This window comes from Aminobacter sp. P9b, assembly GCF_045345995.1.
GTDB lineage: Bacteria > Pseudomonadota > Alphaproteobacteria > Rhizobiales > Rhizobiaceae > Aminobacter > Aminobacter niigataensis.
Genome location: NZ_CP150082.1, coordinates 535,533 through 557,155, shown reverse-complemented (window position 1 = coordinate 557,155; position 21,623 = coordinate 535,533). Strand labels below are relative to the sequence as shown.

At 60.6% G+C, this 21,623-nt stretch carries 18 protein-coding genes; 11 read left to right on the top strand and 7 right to left on the bottom strand.

What is annotated here, in order from left to right:
* The 11 genes from WHT83_RS02815 (at position 1) to WHT83_RS02765 (ending at position 13,330) form a co-directional block, all read left to right on the top strand.
* A complete protein-coding gene (locus WHT83_RS02815) occupies positions 1 to 885 on the top strand; it encodes a F0F1 ATP synthase subunit gamma (RefSeq protein WP_108606392.1) in 885 nt (294 codons plus the stop codon).
* A 65-nt stretch (positions 886 to 950) separates the two neighbouring features.
* On the top strand, positions 951 to 2,498 hold the full coding sequence (atpD, locus tag WHT83_RS02810) for a F0F1 ATP synthase subunit beta (RefSeq protein ID WP_108606393.1): 1,548 nt from the start codon (positions 951 to 953) through the stop codon (positions 2,496 to 2,498).
* Positions 2,499 to 2,604: 106 nt separating this feature from the next.
* A complete protein-coding gene (locus tag WHT83_RS02805) occupies positions 2,605 to 3,003 on the top strand; it encodes a F0F1 ATP synthase subunit epsilon (protein WP_055974902.1) in 399 nt (132 codons plus the stop codon).
* Positions 3,004 to 3,413: 410 nt separating this feature from the next.
* A complete protein-coding gene (gene rfbA, locus WHT83_RS02800; protein ID WP_406872911.1) occupies positions 3,414 to 4,295 on the top strand; it encodes a glucose-1-phosphate thymidylyltransferase RfbA in 882 nt (293 codons plus the stop codon).
* Positions 4,288 to 4,851 carry a dTDP-4-dehydrorhamnose 3,5-epimerase gene (gene rfbC / locus WHT83_RS02795; RefSeq protein ID WP_406872910.1) on the top strand — a complete coding sequence of 188 codons (564 nt, stop codon included), beginning with the start codon at positions 4,288 to 4,290 and terminating at the stop codon, positions 4,849 to 4,851. Before rfbA ends, rfbC begins: the two co-directional genes overlap by 8 nt.
* A complete protein-coding gene (gene rfbB, locus WHT83_RS02790; RefSeq protein ID WP_406872909.1) occupies positions 4,848 to 5,927 on the top strand; it encodes a dTDP-glucose 4,6-dehydratase in 1,080 nt (359 codons plus the stop codon). Before rfbC ends, rfbB begins: the two co-directional genes overlap by 4 nt.
* On the top strand, positions 5,861 to 6,829 hold the full coding sequence (rfbD, locus tag WHT83_RS02785; protein WP_406872908.1) for a dTDP-4-dehydrorhamnose reductase: 969 nt from the start codon (positions 5,861 to 5,863) through the stop codon (positions 6,827 to 6,829). The genes rfbB and rfbD overlap by 67 nt, the downstream gene beginning before the upstream one ends.
* Positions 6,829 to 7,632 carry an FkbM family methyltransferase gene (locus WHT83_RS02780; RefSeq protein WP_108606398.1) on the top strand — a complete coding sequence of 268 codons (804 nt, stop codon included), beginning with the start codon at positions 6,829 to 6,831 and terminating at the stop codon, positions 7,630 to 7,632. The genes rfbD and WHT83_RS02780 overlap by 1 nt, the downstream gene beginning before the upstream one ends.
* Before the next feature lie 161 nt (positions 7,633 to 7,793).
* Positions 7,794 to 11,162 carry a glycoside hydrolase family 99-like domain-containing protein gene (locus WHT83_RS02775; RefSeq protein ID WP_406872907.1) on the top strand — a complete coding sequence of 1,123 codons (3,369 nt, stop codon included), beginning with the start codon at positions 7,794 to 7,796 and terminating at the stop codon, positions 11,160 to 11,162.
* Between the two features lie 42 nt (positions 11,163 to 11,204).
* A complete protein-coding gene (locus tag WHT83_RS02770; protein ID WP_406872906.1) occupies positions 11,205 to 12,059 on the top strand; it encodes a glycosyltransferase family 2 protein in 855 nt (284 codons plus the stop codon).
* Positions 12,056 to 13,330 carry a glycoside hydrolase family 99-like domain-containing protein gene (locus tag WHT83_RS02765; RefSeq protein WP_406872905.1) on the top strand — a complete coding sequence of 425 codons (1,275 nt, stop codon included), beginning with the start codon at positions 12,056 to 12,058 and terminating at the stop codon, positions 13,328 to 13,330. The genes WHT83_RS02770 and WHT83_RS02765 overlap by 4 nt, the downstream gene beginning before the upstream one ends.
* Positions 13,331 to 13,372: 42 nt before the next feature.
* On the opposite strand, the gene WHT83_RS02760 is transcribed toward WHT83_RS02765, so the two are convergent.
* From WHT83_RS02760 to WHT83_RS02730, 7 genes are all read right to left on the bottom strand, one after another.
* Positions 13,373 to 14,464: an ABC transporter ATP-binding protein gene (locus WHT83_RS02760; RefSeq protein ID WP_406872904.1), complete on the bottom strand. Its 1,092-nt coding sequence runs from the start codon at positions 14,462 to 14,464 to the stop codon at positions 13,373 to 13,375.
* Between the two features lie 73 nt (positions 14,465 to 14,537).
* The gene (locus WHT83_RS02755; RefSeq protein WP_406872903.1) at positions 14,538 to 16,010 is read right to left on the bottom strand and encodes an amidohydrolase family protein; all 1,473 of its coding nucleotides are present in this window, start codon (positions 16,008 to 16,010) and stop codon (positions 14,538 to 14,540) included.
* Entirely contained in the window at positions 16,007 to 16,939 is a 933-nt protein-coding gene (locus tag WHT83_RS02750; protein ID WP_406872902.1) for a sugar phosphate isomerase/epimerase family protein, read from the bottom strand. Before WHT83_RS02750 ends, WHT83_RS02755 begins: the two co-directional genes overlap by 4 nt.
* Entirely contained in the window at positions 16,936 to 18,012 is a 1,077-nt protein-coding gene (locus tag WHT83_RS02745) for a sugar phosphate isomerase/epimerase family protein (RefSeq protein ID WP_406872901.1), read from the bottom strand. Before WHT83_RS02745 ends, WHT83_RS02750 begins: the two co-directional genes overlap by 4 nt.
* Before the next feature lie 56 nt (positions 18,013 to 18,068).
* A complete protein-coding gene (locus tag WHT83_RS02740; RefSeq protein WP_406872900.1) occupies positions 18,069 to 18,962 on the bottom strand; it encodes a carbohydrate ABC transporter permease in 894 nt (297 codons plus the stop codon).
* 3 nt (positions 18,963 to 18,965) lie between these two features.
* Positions 18,966 to 19,883 carry a carbohydrate ABC transporter permease gene (locus tag WHT83_RS02735; protein ID WP_159091569.1) on the bottom strand — a complete coding sequence of 306 codons (918 nt, stop codon included), beginning with the start codon at positions 19,881 to 19,883 and terminating at the stop codon, positions 18,966 to 18,968.
* Between the two features lie 79 nt (positions 19,884 to 19,962).
* The gene (locus tag WHT83_RS02730; protein WP_406872899.1) at positions 19,963 to 21,399 is read right to left on the bottom strand and encodes an extracellular solute-binding protein; all 1,437 of its coding nucleotides are present in this window, start codon (positions 21,397 to 21,399) and stop codon (positions 19,963 to 19,965) included.
* Between the last annotated feature and the right edge of the window lie 224 nt (positions 21,400 to 21,623).

The following is a 21,623-nucleotide window of genomic DNA, read 5'->3' as shown; positions in this document are numbered from 1 at the left end:
ATGGCCTCGCTAAAAGACCTCCGCAACCGTATCGCCTCGGTCAAGGCGACGCAGAAAATCACCAAGGCGATGCAGATGGTCGCCGCGGCGAAGTTGCGTCGCGCCCAGGAAGCTGCGGAAGCCGCGCGTCCCTACTCGCAGCGCATGGGTGCGGTTCTCGCGAACATCGCCCAGGCTGTTGGTGGCGGTGGCGATGCTCCGGCGCTGATGACCGGCACCGGCAAGGACGACGTGCACCTGCTCGTCGTCTGCACCGCCGAGCGTGGCCTGTGCGGCGGCTTCAACAGCCAGATCTCTCGTCTGGCTCGCGATCACGTCCGCAAGCTCCAGGCCTCGGGCAAGACGGTCAAGATCATCACCGTCGGCAAGAAGGGCTACGATGTCCTGCGTCGCGACTTCGCCTCGCTGATCATCGATCGCGTCGAACTGCGCGATGCCAAGCAGGTTGGTTTCGTCCATGCCGACATGATCGCCAAGAAGGTGATCACCCTGTTCAACCAGGGCGCGTTCGACGTCTGCACGCTGTTCTATTCCGAGTTCAAGTCGGTGATCAGCCAGGTTCCGACCGCACAGCAGGTGATTCCGGCCGCGGCTCCGACGGTCAGCACTGATACCGCCACCAGCGGCGGTGCTGTCTACGAATACGAGCCTGAGCCGGGCGAAATCCTCGGCGATCTCATTCCGCGCAACATCTCGGTGCAGATTTTCCGGGCGCTGCTGGAAAATGCTGCTGGTGAAATGGGTGCCAAGATGAGCGCGATGGACAACGCCACGCGCAATGCAGGCGACATGATCAACAAGCTGACGATCACGTACAACCGCCAGCGTCAGGCCCAGATCACCAAGGAACTGATCGAGATTATTTCGGGCGCCGAAGCGCTCTAGCCGCGTGATGGCTCGCCGCAAGGCGGGTCCGCGTGAAACAACGAACGGACACAGAGGTTAGAACGATGGCTAAAGCAGCTACTCCGAAAGCCGCTCCGGCGGCGGAAAAGGCCCCGGCAGCAAAGAAGGCGGCGCCTGCCAAGGCAGCCGCTGCCAAGGTCGAAAAGTCGGCGGTCGTCGCCACGGGCGCTGGCCGCGTTTCGCAGGTCATCGGCGCCGTCGTCGACGTGCAGTTCGACGGTGAGCTGCCGCCGATCCTGAACGCGCTCGAGACGATGAACGGCGGCAACCGCCTGATCCTCGAAGTGGCGCAGCACCTTGGCGAAAACACCGTCCGCTGCATCGCCATGGACATTTCGGAAGGCCTCGTCCGCGGCCAGGCCGTCCGTGACACCGGTTCGCCGATCATGGTTCCGGTTGGCGACGAGACGCTCGGCCGCATCATGAACGTCATCGGCGAGCCGGTCGACGAAGCCGGCCCGGTCAAGACCAAGTCGAAGCGCGCCATTCACCAGGAAGCGCCTGCCTATGTCGACCAGTCGACGGAAGCACAGATCCTTGTCACCGGCATCAAGGTCGTCGACCTGCTGGCTCCTTACGCACGCGGCGGCAAGATCGGCCTGTTCGGCGGCGCCGGCGTCGGCAAGACCGTTCTGATCCAGGAACTGATCAACAACGTCGCCAAGGCGCACGGTGGTTACTCGGTGTTCGCCGGCGTCGGCGAGCGCACCCGCGAAGGCAACGATCTCTATCACGAAATGATCGAATCGGGCGTCAACAAGGACCCGCACGAGAACAACGGCTCGACCGAGGGTTCGAAGTGCGCCCTGGTGTTCGGCCAGATGAACGAGCCGCCCGGTGCGCGCGCCCGCGTCGCCCTGTCGGGCCTGACCATCGCCGAGCATTTCCGCGACCAGGGCCAGGACGTTCTGTTCTTCGTCGACAACATCTTCCGCTTCACGCAGGCGGGTTCGGAAGTGTCGGCTCTTCTTGGCCGTATTCCTTCGGCCGTGGGCTATCAGCCGACGCTGTCGACCGACATGGGCCAGATGCAGGAACGCATCACCACCACCAACAAGGGCTCGATCACCTCGGTGCAGGCCATTTACGTCCCCGCCGACGACTTGACCGATCCTGCGCCGGCAACGTCGTTCGCGCACCTTGACGCGACGACCGTTCTCAACCGCGCGATCTCGGAAAAGGGTATCTACCCGGCCGTGGATCCGCTCGACTCGACCTCGCGCATGCTCGATCCGCTGATCGTCGGCGAAGAGCACTATTCGGTCGCCCGTCGCGTCCAGGAAATCCTTCAGCGCTACAAGTCGCTGCAGGACATCATCGCCATCCTGGGCATGGACGAGCTGTCGGAAGAGGACAAGATCACGGTTGCCCGCGCCCGCAAGATCGAGCGCTTCCTGTCGCAGCCGTTCTTCGTCGCCGAAGTGTTCACCGGTTCGCCCGGCCAGCTGGTTCCGCTCGAAGACACGATCAAGAGCTTCAAGGGCCTGGTCGACGGCGAGTACGATCACCTGCCGGAAGCTGCCTTCTACATGGTCGGCGGCATCGACATGGCGATCGAGAAGGCCCAGCGCCTGGCTGCGGAAGCGGCATAATCATTAAAGCCGCAGCGCGGGCCTTGAGGTCCGCGCTGTTGCACCGATGACTGCCCTTTCGTGGGCAGGTCTGCTCGGAACTCCGTCCAAGCATTTGTGAGATACCATGGCTGAAGCATTCAAATTCGAACTGGTCTCGCCCGAGCGTCTGCTCGTTTCGGAGCAGGTCGAGTCCGTCGTCATTCCCGGTGCGGAAGGCGAAATGACTGTCATGGCTAACCATGCGCCCGTCATGACCACGATCAAGCCGGGCGTCGTGACGGTGAAGGCCGTCGGCGGCAAGGAAGAACGCTACGTCGTGTTCGGCGGTTTCGCCGATATCGTTCCGGCTGGCTGCACGCTGCTTGCTGAATCGGCAACGCCGGTAAAGGATATCGATCGCGCCGAATTGCTGCGCCGGATCCAGGAGGCTCGCGAAGACGTGTCGGATGCCAAGGACGACCAGGTTCGTACCAAGGCGGAATCGTACCTCAATCACCTGTCGACACTGGAAGCCGCGATCTGAGGCTTTTGCCCGGTAGCTGGCGTCAGTGTAAACTACTTCAAGCCGTCGGGTTCCCCGGCGGCTTTTGCGTTTCTAGTGCCTCGGGCCTGTATTGCGGCTAACCGCATTTGCCCGGGCGCCGCATGCGCCTCGCGTGCGTGGGCGCTTCCGAGCCCTCCGAGGGCCAACCGCACCCGGGGTATATGCCCAACTAAGCCATTGATACCAAAACTAAATTCGTAACATCGAGCAACGGTATCGGGTACCTCATCGAGTCCAGCGCTAGCCTGTTCGCTAAACCTTACTTGCTGAAATCAAATCTGTGCAATGGCGCTGCCAAATTCATGGAGTCTGTTCAGCGTTTGACATACATTCAGCCGCGAATCGTACGCCGGACGGGGGTCATAGGCAACGAGGTCAGGAAACCTTAGGTGAAGGGAATAATATTAGCCGGCGGTAGTGGAACAAGACTCTATCCCGCCACTCTTGCAGTATCAAAACAGATATTGCCGATTTATGATAAGCCGATGATCTATTATCCGCTCGGCGTTCTCATGCTGGCGGGTATACGGGAAATCCTTGTTATTTCGACCCCACGCGACTTGCCGCAGTTCGAGCAGCTTCTCGGCGATGGATCGGCGTTTGGCGTGTCGCTTTCCTATGCGGTCCAGCCGTCTCCCAACGGCTTGGCTGAGGCCTTCATCATTGGACGCGAGTTCATCGGCACCAGTCCGGTGGCGCTGATACTCGGCGACAACATCTTCTATGGTGACGGCCTCTCCGAGCGCTGCCGTGCCGCCGTGGCGCGCGAAAGCGGCGCCTCCGTCTTCGCTTATCAGGTCGAGGACCCTCAGCGCTATGGTGTGGTGACCTTCGACAGGGCGACACAGCAGGCGCTTTCGATCGAGGAAAAACCAGTGCAGCCGCGTTCGAACTGGGCGGTCACGGGGCTCTATTTCTACGACAATCCGGTTGTCGATATTGCTGCGTCAATCAAACCTTCGGCGCGCGGCGAGCTTGAGATCACCGACGTCAATCGGACTTATCTCGAGCAGGGCAATCTGCATGTCGTCCGGCTTGGAAGAGGTTATGCCTGGCTCGACACCGGCACCCATGACAGCCTTCACGACGCCTCTTCCTTCGTACGCACGATCGAGCACCGCCAAGGCATCAAGGTCATGTGTCCCGAAGAGATCGGCTTCGAACTGGGTTGGCTCAGCGAAGAGCAGGTTCTCCGCCGGGCCGCCTCGCTCGGCAAGACCGACTACGCGCGCTATCTCGAGCGCCGGGTTCGGGAGATCGCCTATGGTTGAGGTGCGAGAGCTCGGGCTGGATGGTGTTTGCGAGATCCGGCCAGCCAAGATCGAGGATGCGCGCGGGTTCTTTTCCGAGACATGGAACGCGGCAAAACTGGCGCACGCCGGTATCGCGGTGGACTTTGTGCAAGACAACCAATCCTTTTCGCGGGCTCGCGGCGTGATGCGGGGGTTGCATTTCCAAACGCCACCCTTCGCGCAGGACAAGCTGGTGCGCGTGCTGCGGGGGTCGATCTTCGACGTTGCGGTCGACATAAGAAAAGGTTCGCCGAGCTTCGGCAACTGGGTAGGGCTGACCCTCTCGGACAAGGACTGGAACCAGATCCTGGTGCCCAAGGGGTTCGCGCACGGCTTTGTCACACTCGAGCCGAACACCGAGGTCGTCTACAAGGTTTCTGCCCCTTATTCGCAGCCGCATGACCGGTCGATCCGCTTCGACGATCCCGACATCGGGATCGAATGGCCGCTGGCTGCCGCGGAGATGGTGCTGTCCAGCAAGGACGCGACGGCACCCTATCTGGCCGAAGTCGAAACCGGGTTCGTATACGCATGAGACAAGCTCCGCAGACTGTTCTGGTCACTGGTGGTGCCGGTTTCATCGGCTCTGCCGTCTGCCGGCATCTGGTCGGCACGGGCAACTTTCGGGTCGTTAACCTCGACAAGCTGACCTATGCTGGGAACCTGGCGTCTCTGCGCGAGATAGAAGGGAATTCCAACTACCTCTTCCGTCAGGCCGATATCTGCGACACAGACCGCGTGCGCCAAATTCTGGCTGACGAGAAGGTCGACCTGATCATGCACCTGGCGGCTGAAAGCCATGTCGATCGGTCGATCGACGGGCCGATGGACTTCGTCACCACTAATGTTGTCGGCACCGCAAGCCTGCTGTCGGCGGCACTCGATCACTGGCGCAGTCTCAGCGAAGAGGGACGCAAGGGTTTCCGCTTCCACCATGTCTCGACGGACGAGGTCTTTGGCGACCTGCCTTTCGATTCCGGCGTCTTCACCGAGGAATCGCCCTACAAACCTTCATCGCCCTATTCGGCCTCGAAGGCGGCATCCGACCACTTCGTCCGTGCCTGGCACGAGACCTATGGGCTGCCTGTCGTCCTTTCCAACTGCTCCAACAACTACGGACCTTATCATTTTCCGGAAAAGCTGATCCCATTGGTGATCGCCAACGCACTTGATGAGCGGCCCCTGCCCGTCTACGGCAAAGGCGCCAATGTGCGCGACTGGCTGTTCGTCGAGGACCACGCCAGGGCACTGGAAGCGGTGCTGACAAAAGGCAAGGTTGGCGAGAGCTACAATATCGGCGGCCGGGCCGAGCGCACCAATCTCGAGGTCGTCGAGACGATTTGTTCGCAGCTCGACGCCTGCAGACCAAGGGCTGGTGGCCGCTCGCACCTCGACCTCATCGCCTATGTTGCCGATCGCCCGGGCCACGACCGCCGATATGCCATCGACCCGACCAAGAGCGAACGGGAACTCGGCTGGGCACCCAAAGAGACATTCGAGAGCGGTCTGGAGAAGACCGTCGACTGGTACCTGGCGAACGGCTGGTGGTGGCGTCCGATACGCTCGCAACAGTTCGACGGGAGCAGGCTTGGAGTGGTGCGGTCGACGTGAGAATTCTGGTGACAGGAACGTCAGGACAGCTGGCAAGCTCGCTTATAGCGCGGGCACGGGGGCAGGCGGAGATCGTGCTGGTCGGTCGCCCCGATCTCGACCTCGAAAACCCGGCGACGTTTGCTCCGGTCCTGAACTCGGTCGCGCCCGGCATGGTCATCAATGCGGCGGCCCACACAGGGGTCGACCAGCAGGAAGACGAGCCCGAAAGAGCTTTCAGCATCAACGCCGAGGCTCCGGCGGAGTTGGCACGACTGACCAGGCTTGCCGGCATTCCGATTGTCCAGATTTCCACGGACTACGTCTTCGATGGCAGGTCGAGCAGGCTTTATGTCGAGACTGACAGGCCCAATCCGCAGACGGTCTATGGTCGCAGCAAGCTCGCCGGCGAAGAGGCGGTGCGTGCCGGCAATCCGGATCACATGGTGGTCCGCACGGCCTGGGTGGTCAGCCGCTATGGCCGCAATTTCGTCAAGACGATGCTGTCCCTGGCTGCTGCACGTGACCGGTTGCAGGTGGTGGCAGACCAGTTTGGCAATCCGACCTGCGCCGATGACCTAGCCGATGGCCTGTTGGCGGCGGCAAGCATCTGGCGTAGCCGAGGTGGCTTCCCGCAAGATCTCTACCATCTTGCCGGCCAGGGCCGCGCGAGCTGGTATGAGCTGGCAAGCCATGTGCTCGCGGTCAGTGCCTCGCTTGGCGGGCCATCGGCAGTGGTCGAGCCAATCAGCAGCGAGCAATGGCCCACCAAGGCAGCCCGCCCAGCGAACTCGGAGCTGAACTCAGCCGCCTTCGATCGCGATTTCGGATTTAGAGCGGGGGATTGGCGGGAGAGGGTTGAGGCGCTGACAGCGGATTTGGTTATTGGAGCCTCGGATCCGCTTCATAAGAAGAGCTCTTAATGAATGAAATCGCGCATCAATGTTGTTGGCAAGGAATGCGGATGAATACTAGCGATGCCCGCATTGTCTTATCGAATGGACGCACGATATTTTTCGATCCAGATGACCAGCGCGGTCAGAGACTGGCGCGAGATTCCGGTAATTTGAACCCCTTGACTTTGACTATGTGGGAGGCGTTGCTTTGCGAGCAAGCGTGGACCCACGTCGTCGACGTGGGCGCCAACTATGGAGAAATGCTGGTAAACCCAGCCCTGCCTCCGCAGGCGCAAATCATTGCCATTGAGCCGAACGACGGTATCAGGCGGTACCTGACGCGGACGCTTCACGACGCAGGCATCGCAGCGCGAATAGTCAGTTCCGCAATTTCCGACTCGAATTCCGTCGCGCATTTTCTGGCGGATCGCATTTGGTCCGGCACAAGTCGGATGGCGCGCGCAAACGAGATCAATTCCAATTGCACGCTTGTCGAGACGACAACGCTGGATACCCTTCTGGGAGTAGGCAAAAATCTGGACGGTATGCGGCTGGCACTTAAAGTCGACGTCGAAGGTCACGAAGTGGCGGTGCTTCGCGGGGCCGCAGGAATTCTTGCCCGCGCTTCTCAATATGCCGCCTTGGTTGAGGTGCTTCATCTGGAGGCAAGCGATCGCGAGTGGCTGCTTCAGCACTTTGACCTCTATGGCCTCGCTGTTGCGTCCAAAATGCTCGACAAGCTGAAGGTCGGGACACTGGATCAATTAGATCAGGTTCTCACCTCCGGGGAATACTACAAACAGGATCTAGTCATCCGGTCGAAAATATAACTACGTAAAGAGACTGAATATCGATGTTTGCTACCAGGAAGATGAAGCTCCGTGCTCTTTGGAGGCATCCTCTGAACTCCATCAAACGAAAGGAGTTCAGGACAAATAGTGGGAGCTTTGTCCTAGGATCGGGTGCATCCCGTAGCAGGGTATGGACGAATTTGGCGGCCATCGTGCGGCATCCCTTCTCAACGAACAAGAGAAAGACATGGCGAGATGCTGTACGTTTTGCCGCTGTCGAGAATCTAGGAAGCTCGGAAAGCAAGGTTGCTGATCTTGCCGGCCTGTCTGATCTTGAGTTCCACTCGATGCTCTATGATCAGTATGTGGGAAACTCGCTGGCGCAGTTCCAGCCTTCTGAATACGTGGAAATTGCTAAATCCCCCCCGGTGTCGGCAGGAGGTGACGTAAAGCTAATAGCCTACTACTTGCCGCAGTTTCACCCATTCCCCGAAAATGAGGAATGGTGGGGGAAGGGCTTCACCGAATGGCGCAATGTGGCCAGGGCGTTTCCGCTGTTCGACGGCCACTACCAGCCTCGAGTTCCGGGTGAACTCGGCTATTACGATCTCCGCGCTCCGCAAGTCATGAAGCGACAGGTCGAACTTGCAAAGCTATATGGAATTTCGGCGTTCTGCTTTCATTTCTATTGGTTCGCAGGGAAGCGGCTTATGGAGCTTCCGGTTGATCACTATCTTGCAACGCCCGAACTCGATTTGCCTTTCAGCTTTTGCTGGGCGAATGAGAACTGGTCGAGGCGATGGGATGGTAGCGAGAGTGACATCCTAATTGCTCAACAACACTCACCGGCCGATGACATCGCCTTCTTGCATGAAGTCGAGCGATATTTTCGTGATCCTCGGTATCTCCGGATCGATGGTAAGCCAGTCTTGACGATCTATCGCCCGTCTCTTTTGCCAAATGCACTGGAAACGACAGAGCGATTGCGAGCGGAAGCTCGGAAGCTCGGCTATCCTGACCTATACCTGATCTCTACTAATTCTTTTGGGTTTCTCGATTATCAGGCCTTCGGCTTCGACGCTCTGTCAGAGTTCCCGCCACATAATGTCAACACGCCAAACCTCCAAGGTCGATTGCGTCTTTCGAAATATCGCGAGGGCTGGCGGATAAGGCACTATGCGGACGTAGTCGCAAATGAGCGAGGACGCTCTGTCCCGGCAGGAAAGGTTCATCACCCTGGTGTGATGCCTAGTTGGGACAACAGCGCCCGACGCCCAACAGGTGGGGAGATCATTCACGGATCGACCCCGGCCCTGTTTGGGAAGATGCTTGATAACGCTATTAATCGCACGAAGGCGAACCCTATCGGTCAACGTCTCGTCTTCATCAATGCCTGGAATGAGTGGGCCGAAGGAGCGTACCTTGAGCCTGATGCCAAATTTGGGTATGCCTACCTTCAAGAATGTGCAAATGCGCTGGCTCGATATGAGGACGGGCGCGGGGGGCAAATCATCAAAACCGATCGCCTCATGGCGTCGGACGCGAGAAGAATACTGCTCTGCTCACATCATGTTGGCCATGAGCTCTTCGGCGGGGAACGAAGTTTCCTTGATGTTGCGAAGGCACTACATGTAAATGGGTTTAATGTTTGTGTTGTTCTGCCCAATAGGACCAACGTCCAGTATGTTGAAGAACTCAAACAATACTCGTCCGAGATTCGTATAATCTCCTACAGTCAATGGAAACGGAACGCGTCAGGTTCACTGTCGCCGGTCCCTATTTTTCTAAAGGCGATCGACGATTTCAAACCGGATCTCGTGTACGTCAACACGATCGTCATTACGGCTCCGCTGATGGCAGCTCGAATTCGATCAATACCGACAATGGTGCACGCCAGGGAGATAATCAGACATGATCCCGAACTCTGCGCCCAGATAGGTCTCGAGGCAGAGGCCATCGTCTCTCAAGTCTGGCGGTCGGCCGATCATATGATCGCAAATTCGTGCGTTACGGCCCAGTGCTTTGGAGAGCCAGAGAGAACGTCGGTCATCCCGAATGTCGTTTCGGCCGAGGGGTTGGGTGAAGCCAATGAGTCCTCGGATGGTATCGTCCGTTTCGGTATCATAAGCAGCAATCTGCCCAAGAAGGGCTTCGAAGACGTCATCGAATTGGCTCGCCTTTGCGAGCACACAGCTCCGAAGGCGCGGTTCCTTGTGATTGGTTCGACGCAGCGCTCTCTGATAGCGGAATACATTGCAGGCAAGATTCCGGCTCCGCCGAATGTGGAATTCGTGGACTATCAAAGCCGGGCTCTCGATGCCATTCGGCGCGTAAACGTGATTCTGAATTTCTCGCATTTTCAAGAATCGTTCGGTCGAACTATTCTGGAAGGCATGGTCGCTGCCCGCCCCGCGATCGTCTACAATTGGGGTGCAGTTGCCGAACTCGTCGAACATGGAAAAACAGGGTTTGTCATCCCGTTTAAAGCTCCACATGCAGCTGTCCCATTCGTAAAGCAGCTTTGCGAGAATCCAGAGCTGCTGAAGGCGATGTCGCTGAAAGCTCGCGCAAGAGCCATGTCGAAATACTCGTTTGGAGAATTTTCCAGAAATCTGGGGGATGCTTGCCATCAGCTTATTGATCGGTCAGCGGCTCGTCCGGACAGATACAGCAAAGTGCGGGCGACGCGTCTCTCCAAAATAGAGAACGTGACGATCGACATCGTCGTTTGTGTACACAACGCGCTCGAAGATGTTCGCAGATGCATACCTTCAGTAGTTGATAATCTGCGAGGAAACCATCGTCTTATTATTGTGGACGATGGGTCCAGCACTGAAACTCAGAGATATCTAGCGGAAGTCACTTTTGGCGCGCCCAACATTATTCTGAAGCGCAATGAACATGCCGTTGGTTACACAGTCGCTGCCAATTTAGGTCTCTCCGTTTCTGAGGCGAGCTTGGTAATTCTGCTGAACAGCGACACGATCGTAACCTCCGGCTGGGCGGAGAAAATGGCTGATGCCGTTTTCAATACGCCTGGTGGCGGGATCGTTAGCGCGATGTCGAATGCTGCGAGCTTTCAGTCGCTGCCCGAGGTAGCCTCGGACGGATTTCAGACCCCTGTAAACGAACTTCCCCGTGGGATATCGCCTGAGGACTTGAACCGCTTATGTGAGCAATGGGCGACTGAAGAGGCGTTGGTCGTGCCTTTGGTTCATGGATTTTGTTTTGGCATCACCCGAGACACTTTGAACACCCTTGGCTTGTTCGATGAAGTGAATTTCAAGGACGGCTACGGTGAAGAGAACGAATATTGTTTCCGCGCTGTTGCGGCGGGAATTTGGCCGGTCATCGCGGCACATACGTTCGTTTTCCATGCCAAAACCAAAAGTTACACCAACGAGCGCCGGAACAAATTGGTTCAGCGTGCACAGCGTAAGCTATACGATATGTACGGTCAGGACTTGTTCGAAGCAGCGGTGGCAATTCTTCGGGAGCATCCAGTTTTGACCCGAATGCGAGAGCAAGCCAAAAGAGTCGCTCTTGATGTGGATCAAGAGGTAGCCTGAACAGTTGTTCCTGATCGGAGATCAACGTTGAAGGCGAAACGTATGTCAGAGAGCATGAACCTCGACATCGATCTGATCGTCGTCAGCTATAACAGCGGTTCGGTTCTCGAGCCGTTTCTTCGCAGCATCCCCGACTTTGTGAATGTCATCGTTGCCGACAATGGCAGTTCGGACAACTCAGTTGCGGTAGCTGCTGCTGCCGGCGCTGAGGTTGTCGAGATAGGTGAGAACGTCGGCTATGGCAGTGCCTGCAACGTCGGTGCGGCTGCAAGCGACGGAGCATTCCTGCTGTTCGTCAATCCCGACATTCGGTTCGAGCCCGGCGCCATCGAGGCGCTGGTGTCGGCTGCGGCTTCCTACCCAGATGCTGCTTTCAATCCGCGTTTCTATTCAGGCACGCGGCGTCGTTTCAGGCGCTGGTCGCGGTTGCTCCCGGCCTCCGATTTCTGGCATGGTTCGCCGCCCGACTACGATTGTGAAGTACCGGTTCTGCATGGCGCGTGCATCTTCATACGCCGCAAGCATTTCAAGCAGGTCGGCGGCTTCGACCAGAACATATTCCTGTTCCATGAGGACGATGACCTCAGCTTGCGGCTGCGGCAGGCTGGCGTTGAGCTTCGTCTCGCTGCTGCGTCTATCATCGATCATGCCGAAGGCGGCTCCAGCGCGCGCTCGCCCCAGTCCGGTCGCATCAAGGGCGAGGCCATGGGTCGCTCGCTCGTCTATGTCATGAACAAGCATCATATGCGTCTCGACCTGCCGGCGGAGCGGCATCGCTCGTGGCTCAAGCTGATGGCACCCCATGTGCTGTTCAGCAATGTGCGCCGTTCCAAGCTTCTGGGCTTCCTGCGCGGCCTCAACGCCGGCTCGATGGACAATGCCGGCGGGCGTTCATGAGCGAGCGGGCCAGGGCTCCATGGCGCGAGGAGGTGTCGTGGCCGCGCAAGCTGTGGGCCAAATTGCGCCGTGCCGTCCGGCCCGGAACGGGGCGTCCCGCGGGCGATATGTACGATTGCTACGTCGGCAATGCGATGGGACGTTACCCGCAGGCTGACCACGTGCAGATTTCAGGCGAGAAGCCGCCGCAGGCCGATGTTCGGCTGATTGCCTATTACCTGCCGCAGTACCATGCGATTGCGGAAAACGACGCGTGGTGGGGCAAGGGGTTCACCGAGTGGCGCAACGTGGCGCGCGCATTTCCTGTCTTCGAAGGCCATTATCAGCCGCGGATGCCGGGGGAACTTGGTTACTACGACCTGCGCCTGCCGGAAGTGATGGAACGGCAGGTCGAACTTGCAAAGCTCTATGGCATCTCGGCCTTCTGTTTCCATTTCTACTGGTTTGGCGGCAGGCGGCTGCTCGAGGGGCCGCTCGACCACTATCTGGAGACAACGAGCCTCGATCTTCCGTTCTGCCTCTGCTGGGCCAACGAGACCTGGTCGCGGCGCTGGTCCGGCCGCGAGCAGGATGTGCTGATGTCGCAAAGGCATTCGGCGGAAGACGATATCGCCGTCATCCGGGGCCTCGACAAATATTTCCGCGACGAGCGCTATCTTAAGATCGATGGCAAGCCGGTTTTCACGGTCTATCGCGCCAGCCTTTTTCCTGACCTGAAGGCAACCATCACGCGTTGGCGCGGCGAAATGGAAAGGATGGGCTATCCCGGAATCTATTTGATCGCGACCAACGCTTTCGATTTCGCCGGCCACGAGCAGTATGGCTTCGACGCCCTGTCGGAGTTTCCGCCGCACCAGGTCCGCACGCCCAGCATTGAAAACACCCTGGCCGTCTCACATTTCCGGGATGGTGGCCGCATTCGGAACTATGCCGACGTGGTGGCTGCCGAAAGGGCCAAGCCGACGGGGCAAGGCGTCGTCCATCCCGGGGTCATGCCATCGTGGGACAACAGCGCGCGCCGGCCCAGTTCCGCCCAAATCTACCACGGATCGACACCCAAGCTGTTCGAGGAATGGCTGACGCACGCCATGCAGCGCGCAGCGAAAAGTCCTCCGGACCAGCGCTTGGTTTTCATCAATGCCTGGAACGAATGGGGTGAGGGCGCGTATCTCGAGCCCGATCTGAGATATGGCTACGCCTATCTCGATGCTTGTGCTGCCGCCATTCGCACCTATGCAAGCCAGGCAAAGGTCAACGCAACCGGGACCTGACCTTTCGGGGCGCCGTGTCCGGGGTCGTCCGGCGCATATGCATCACGCCGCCAGCGCCTCCTTGCGGGCAACAAGGCGTGCACCGGTCTCAGCGTCGAACAGATGCACGTGGTCCAGATCGGGGATCACGGAAATGGTCTGCCCCGGCCGCACGTCGATACGCTCGCGGAACACGCCGACAACATTGTTGTCGCCCAATTTGGCGAAAACCTGGGTCTCAGAGCCGGTCGGTTCGATCACCTCTACCGTGAGCGGGACGGCATTGGCGCCGCCAAGCACGAAGTGCTCTGGGCGGATGCCGTAGATCGCCGGGCGACCGGCACCGTCGGCCGGGATGTTCTTGAGCGGAAGCCTGAAGCCGTCATCGGTGACGAAGGTCTTGCTGCTATCGGCAGCGATGCGTCCACTTAGAAAGTTCATCGCCGGCGAGCCGATGAAACCCGCAACGAACAGGTTGACCGGGCGGTCGTACAGGTCGAGCGGCGTACCGATCTGCTCGACGATCCCGTCATGCATCACCACGATCCTGTCGGCCATCGTCATCGCCTCGATCTGGTCGTGGGTGACGTAGACGGTGGTCGTCTTCAGCCGCTGATGCAGGGCCTTGATTTCGGTGCGCATCTGGACGCGCAATTTGGCGTCGAGGTTCGAAAGAGGCTCGTCGAACAGGAAGACCTGCGGGTTGCGCACGATGGCGCGGCCCATGGCAACGCGCTGGCGCTGGCCGCCGGAGAGCTGGCGGGGATAGCGCTGGAGCAGTGCCGTCAGGCTCAGCATCTCGGCGGCGTTGCGAATGCGCGTGTCGATTTCGGCCTTGGGAATGCGGGCGAGTTGCAGAGAAAAGGCCATGTTGTCGTAGACGGTCATATGCGGATAAAGCGCATAGGACTGGAACACCATGGCGACGTCGCGGTCCTTGGGGGCGACGTGGTTGACGACGCGACTGCCGATCTGGATGTCGCCGTCGGTAACGGTTTCAAGGCCGGCGATCATGCGCAGCAGCGTCGACTTTCCGCAGCCGGAGGGGCCTACGAGAATGACGAATTCGCCGTCGGGAATGTCGATCGACACGCCGTGCAGGACGGCAGTCGTTCCATAGGATTTGCGGACGTCGCGGATATCGATCTGGGCCATCTTCTGTCTCTCCCTCGGGGTGGCGTTGGTGGAATTCGATCGGCGCAAGGCGGGCCCAGCGCCGGTCGCAGCGTCAGTCGACCGCAGGCGGCAGCGGCAGCTCGATCGGCTCGTCGAAGGTGCGGCTGAGCTTGCCCCAGCCCGGGTCGCGCATATGGCCTTGCAGGCCGGCGCGCTCGACCAGCGCGCGCGCCTCGCGCTCGCCGAAATCGAGTGCGTCGCGCACATCGGTGGTCAGCACCTTCCGATCCTGCATCAGGACCTTGCCGTCGACGATGACGGTATCGACGTCCGATCCGACGGCCTGGTACATCAGGCGGTGCACGAACATCCAGTTCGGCGTCAGGTGCGGCTGGCGCATGTCGAGTATGGTGACATCGGCCTTCTTGCCAGCCTCGAGCGAACCGATCTCGTGTTCGAGCCCGAGCGCCCTGGCCGCGTCCACGGTGATCATCTCGAGCAGCTTGCCGGGTGGCAGGAGATACTGGTCGGCATGCAGGAACTGCTGGCCGAACTGTGCCATGCGCGCCATCTGGAACATGTCGAACGGTCGGCGCGGCGCGGTCCCGTCCGAGGTGATGGCGACGTTCACGCCCTTCGAGATCATGTCGAGGATCGGAGCGCGGCCACCGGGTGAATGGGTCATGTGGGTGCCGGTCTCTGCAAGGATATCGACCTCCTCATGCGACAGGCCGATGCAGTGCTGCAGGTGCACGTCCGGGCCGAGAAGGGCGTTTTCCTTGTCCTGGAAAGCCATGCGGACATGGCCGGCGAAGGCGTCGGAATGGATGCGGACACCCCATTTGCGGGCGGTCTCGCGCACACGGCGCGCCTGCATGCGGTCGTCGTCGGTGAGCCTGGTCGCCCTGTCCGGCGTCGTCGGGTTGGACGGATCGACCGAAGGCACGATGGTGAACGGGGTCAGGTAGACCTTGATGCGGCCATCGGCGCTGCCATTGCAGGCCTCGATCACCGCCTCAGCGCCTTCGATCATCTCTTCGAAGCTGACGTTCCGGCGCTCCGGCTTGCCGGTCTCCCAGCGCGTGACCGGATGCGGCCAGGGCAGTCCGGCCGGCCCGACGCAGAGAATCTCGCGAATACCCACTTCCGAATAGGCGCGGGCATGATTGATGCCGAATACCGGATCGTCGCTGCGCGGCATCGAGGCGATGATGCTGGCGCCGGTGGTAACGCCTGCCCGCAGGCGTTCGAGGCCTGAAACCAGGCCGTCGGCGTACCAGAAGTCGCGCGTCGTGTAGTGGAAGTAGGTCGGGGTGACGATGCGCATCCACACCGACGGGCTGTCGGCGCCGATCGTCTTGATCAGCGAATGGCCGGCATGGCCGTGGGCGTCGACGAGACCCGGGATGATCAGCTTGCCCTTGCAGTCGATCACCTTCTTGCCAGCATGCTTTGGTTCGAGGTCGGCCGAGGTGCCGACCTCGACGATGCGGTCACCTGAGATGGCAACCGCGCCGTCCTCGATGATGCGGCGCTCGTGGTCGACGGTGATGACGGTGCCGTGGAGGAGCAGAAGGTCGGTCATGGCTGGAATCTCCTGAGGGCATGCGGCAGGCGTTCGATCGGCGTGTCCTGGTTCCAGCGCATCTCGCGCCGTCCGAAGCTGGTGGCCATGGCAAGCACCGAAGCGTATTCGGCAAGGACGATGTCGGGTTGCGCGGCAAGCCATGCCGGATCGAAGACGGGCATGGCGAACTGGCCGCTGTGCATCTCGACCCACACCCGGGCCTCGGGCATCAGCGCAATGATTGTTTCCCAGTCGAGAACGCCTTCGCCAACAGGTGCCAGGTAGCGGCGGATGCCGCCTTCCTGGAAACGGACGATGGCGTCGTCGACGTGAACCTGGGCGACGTAAGGCGCTACGCGGCGTGCTGCCTCGACGGGGTCTTCGAGCCGGCAGACGACATTGACCGGATCGAAGGCGATGCTGAGGAGATCCGGGCCGACAGTCCGAACCAGCGCAACGACCTCCGAGGTGGTGATCTCCTCATGGGTCTTCAGCAGCAGCTTCGACTTGCACTCACGCAGCACCGGCGCGCAGCGCAGCAACATTGCCGCGAGCGCATGGCGCTGGTCGTGCCAGCTCACGGTTTCATGGAAACGCTCCTCGATCATGCCGATGACGAAGAACATGTCATGGATGCCGATGTCGGCGGCGAGGCGGACCAGGCGTTTGACGCCCGTCTCCAGATCGCCGCCGCCTGCCTTGGCTATGGGCTCGCCACGGAAAGGCAAGGCAGGGTTGAGCACACCCAGCATCGACGAGATGTAGAGGCCAAGACGGTCGGCTTCGGTACGCACCGCGCGCAGTTCTGCCGGATCGAGCGTGGGGCTCAGGTCGAACAGCGAATTGAACAGGACGCCGTTGAGGCCCATCTGCGCGGCTGCCTGCAAGGCTGTGCGCGCGTCCAGGTTCCGGCCTTCAGGCAATGAACTCTTGACGATGCCGATCATGCTGCGGCCTCGAGCGGAAGCTGCAGTTCAGCGCAGACGGCGCGAAGGTGGGCCGTGCTCTTCTTGATGGTGGCGACGGACTCCTCGTAGTCGAACGGTGCGGCGACATAGGCGTCCCAGCTCGCCACTTCGCCCGACGCGATACGGCCGCTGTAGGCCTGCACGAGTTCGAGGAAGGCAGCATACTCCTCGATGCTGAGATCCGGATGGTTTGCCAGCCAGTCGCGATCGAAGACCTCCAGCAAGGTGTGGCGCGGCACGAAATTCGCCTCGCGCGGGCCGGCGCATTCGAGCGACAGGTTGAGCGTCGGATTGTGTGCGCCCAGCACTTTCAGGACCTCGCGGAAATCAATGACGCCGTCGCCGCAAGCGCGCGCCTGGATGGTGACGCCGCCGGGGACATGGGCGAGATAGGCATCCTTGATATGCGTCTGCCTGACATAGGGAGCGACACGGCGGGCGGCGAAGACCGGATGTTCGGCGCGCTGCATCGGGTTGAGCGTGTCGAGCACGACGCCCATGACGTCTTCGCCCACGGCCTCGATCAGCCGCAGCAGCTCGAAGGTCGTGATCTCCTCATGCGTTTCCATGTTCATATGCACGCCCAGGTCGCGGGCGATCGGTGCGAGCTTGAGCAGGAAGGTCTTCGTCGCCTCAAGCTGCTCCGGCCAGGTCACGTCGGTGCGGAAACGGTCGTAGGCAAAGCGGGCGCTGTAGACGGGCTTGTAGTTGGCGGTGGCGATCCAGAGCTCGGTGCAGCCGATGGCAACGCAGGCTTCCATCATCCGTCGGAACCCGAGAACAATGTCGCCATCGCCGACCAGGCGGAGTTCGGGCGCTTCCGGGCTGGCATAAGGATTGACCTTGCCGAGGCCGGTTTCGACATACATGCCAAGCTCGTCGGCGCGGGTCCGGATGGCGCGAAGTTCGCCGAGATCGAGCGTCGGGCTCATGTCGAGCACGGTGCGGTAGAACAGGCCGGCCATGCCAAGGCTCTTGCCGTGATCGAGACTGCCGACGGGGCCGCGTTTTGCTGCCTCGGGTATCTTGCGGCCGTCTATGCCAATCCTCATGCCGGAATTTCCTCTTTCAGGTTCGTTGGTGCGGTCGGCGCCAGCGTGGCGCCGGGTTATTTCATGCCTGACGTGACCAGGCCGCGGACGTAGTAGCGCTGCAGCACGATCGACAGGATGACGAGCGGGATCGTTACGGCGGTTGCCGCTGCAAACAGCGGGCCATCCATCGGCGAGTTGGGGATCGACTTGAGGTTGGCGATGGCCACCTGGGCGATCTGCTTGTTGGGGTCCTGCATGATGACAAGCGGCCAGAGATAGGCGTTCCACGACCAGATGAACTGGATCAGCACCAGCGTTGCCAAAGTGGGGCGGACGTTGGGCAGGGCGATGGAAAAGAAGATGCGCAGCGGGCTCGCGCCATCGAGTCGGGCGGCTTCCTCCATCTCGACCGGGATATCGCGGAAAGCCTGTCGCATCAGGAAGATGCCGAAGGGGTTGCAGGCGAATGGCAGGAAAAGTGCCGGGTAGGTGGAGACCAGGCCGAACCAGTGCATGATCCGGTAGAGCGGCACGATGATCGCCTCGACGGGCACGAAGGCCGTCAGCAACAGCAGCCCGAACACGACGTCGCGGAACGGAAAGTTGAGGCGGGCGAAAGCGTAGCCGGCGAGGGACGAAGTGATCACCGCGACGCTGACCTGGCCGCAGGCGGCGATCAGCGTGTTGAGCAGGTTGCGCTGAAAATTCAGCTCGCTGAAGAGATAGACGTAGTTCTCGAGCGTCGCCTTCATCGGTACGAAGGACGACCATGACAGCGGGTAGGTCCCGGTGATGATGTCATCGGTCGACTTGAGCGACGACATTGCCGCCCAGAGGATCGGAAAGGCGAATACTGCGCCGACCACGGCGAGCAGCAGGATGCTGGCGCCACGATGCAGGAAGGCAGCCCGGCGCGCGGTGCGGTCAACGCCATCTTCCGCCTGCAGGGTCAGGGAGGATGCGGTCATGGCCTATTTCTCCTGCTTTTCGCGCAACACGTAGCTTTGGACGAGCGTGACGATGCCAAGTACTGCAAGCATGCAGACGACGCTTGCGGATGCGGTGCCTTGCGACTGGAACTCAAAGCCCTGGAGGTAGGAGTAGAGTGCCAGGTTGGTTGTCGCCCCCTGGGGGCCGCCCTGGGTCATGATCAGGATCGGGGTGAACATGCGGGTGGCGGTTATCGTCATGATGAACAGCGCGACGACGAGGCTGGGCCGCAGTTGCGGCAGCGTGATTTTGCGGAAAATCTGCCAGTCGTTGGCACCGTCGAGCTGGGCTGCCTCGTGCAGTTCGCGTGGAATGGCCTGGAGGCCGGCCAAGAAGATCAGCAACGGCAGGCCGACATCTTTCCAGACCGTCATGACGACGATGGACACCAGCGCCTGGCTGTCGCCGGTGAGGAAGGGCTGCGTGGGCAGGCTGACTGCGTGAAGGATGGCGTTGAACAGGCCGCTGCTGGGCTCGTACATCTGGTTCCAGATCAGCGCGGTCACCGCCTCAGAGGCAGCGAGTGCACCGATCGCCGCATTGCGTGCCCACGTCGTTCCGGGCAGGCGCCGGTCGAGCAGCACCGCCAGCGCCAGCGCCAGCGGGATGGTCATCACCAGCATCAGCACGATGTAGAGAAAGGTGTTGAGCAGGGCGTAGCGGAAGGCCGGGTCGGCGAAGATCTCGAAATAATTGCCGAGGCCAACCCAGCCGGTCGATGACTGGTCGAACGGGCTGAAAGATTGCAGGCTGTTCAAGACTGCGGTGATCAGCGGAAGATACTGGAACAGGGCGAGCGCCACGACCGCCGGCAGGATCATTGCCGGGCCAAGGATCATGTTGCTGTTCTGGCCGGTCCACTGCCGCTTTTTGCGCGCAGGTGCCGTCGTGGGTCGCATGGAATTCTCCTCCGCTTGCTCAGGCGACATCGTGCGACGGCCCGGTGGGCCGTCGCGTCAGGTGTGATGGGCCTTGCGGCTAGCGCCGGTACTTGGCCAGCAGGCGGTCGATCTTGGCGGCCGTGTCGGGCAGGACCTTTGCCGGATCGGCGCCGAGCGCGATGTCCTTCACCGCCGGGTTCATGGCGTTGAAGTAGTCGAAGTAACCCGGGCTGCGCGGCACGCTGTAGGAGGCGTCCGACAGGGCCTGGGCCATCTTGAACGGCTGCTCGGTGGCGAACACGCTCATCTGCTCGCGCAGCGAGGTGCGCGACGGCATCGACCCCCAGGTCTTATGGAAGGCAAGCCGGTTCTTGTCATTGCAGAGATAGGACAGCAGCGCGACGGCTTCCGCGGGGTGCTGGGACTTGGACCAGACGAGCGGGGCATCCGAGCCATTGCCGTTGAAGACGATGTTGCCCTTTGGCGGCAGCGATACGCCCCACTTGAACGGCGGCTCCTTGCCGGGCACGCGGAAGCGGTTGGTGAAGTTGAGGCCGCCGAAATAGGTCGCGGCGAGCCCGCCCGGATACTGGTTCGGCACGGGGCCGAGCGGTGTGAGCCCCTTGGCGAACAGGCTCTGGTAGAAGCGCATGCCCTTGATCGCCTCGGGCGTGTCGATGTGGCCGGAGACGGTAAAGCCGTCGTCGCTGATGCCCATGAGCGTCTTGTAGGCGGCGGAATCCTTGGCCGCGTTCGGATCGCCCTGGGAACGAATCCAGATGCTTTCGAGCTGGCTGTAGTTGGCTCCCGGACCGCCATTGCCCTGGCCAGCCGCCGCAAGCGCCCAGGACTGGTTGTCACCGGCTTCCTTGAGCTTGGCGTTCATCTCGATCAGATTGGCGACGAGCTCCTCGTCGCTCCAGCCGCCGTCGAGCCCGGTGACTTCCGGCGGCGTCTGCATCTTGACCTTCTCGAACAGGTCGCGATTGAAATAGAGCATCATCACGCTGGTTTCCCAGGGCACCGAATAGAGGTTGCCGCCCGAGGATGCCGCTGCACGCAGGTTGGCCGGGATGTCGTTGATGTAGTCGGCGCTGAGATAATCTTGGACCGGCAGGGCCACGCTGCCAGCGTGGTAGGCGTCGGTGAAATCGGTGCGGCCCATCATGATGTCGGGCGCGTCGCCCGATGCGATGTAGACCAGCAGCTTCTTCTGCAGGTCGCCGTAAGGCACCTTCTCCTCGACGATCGAGATGTTGGGATAGGCGGCCTTGAACTCGGCGTAGGCGCTTTCGAGCAGCGCGTTGACGTCAGGGGTGAAGTCCTGGCGCATGAAGCGCAGCGTCACCGGCTCGCTGGACAATTCGGGGCCGGCATAACCACCGAGGTCGAGCTTGTAGCTGCCCTGGGCGCTGGCACTGCCGACGAACCCCCGGGATGCGATCGCCCCCGTGAGTGCTGCCCCTGCCATGCCGGCCAGGACGGCGCGTCGAGAGACCTTGCCCTGATTCTTGAGATCTTTTTGCACGGCCATGTTTCCTCCTCATGCCTGCTTGATTGACGCAATGCGGTAGCCTTCGGCTCCCTGGGCGAATGCCCAGGCCGGCAAAGAAACCGCTCCTCACTCCCAACGTCATGTACCCGAAATGCTCGCTTTCACCCGGTTTCAGGTGTTAGCAGATTGGATACAAATACAGAGACGGCCATGAACGGCTGCACACGTATGGCCAATCCGGCTCTCAGCCAGAAATTGACCGG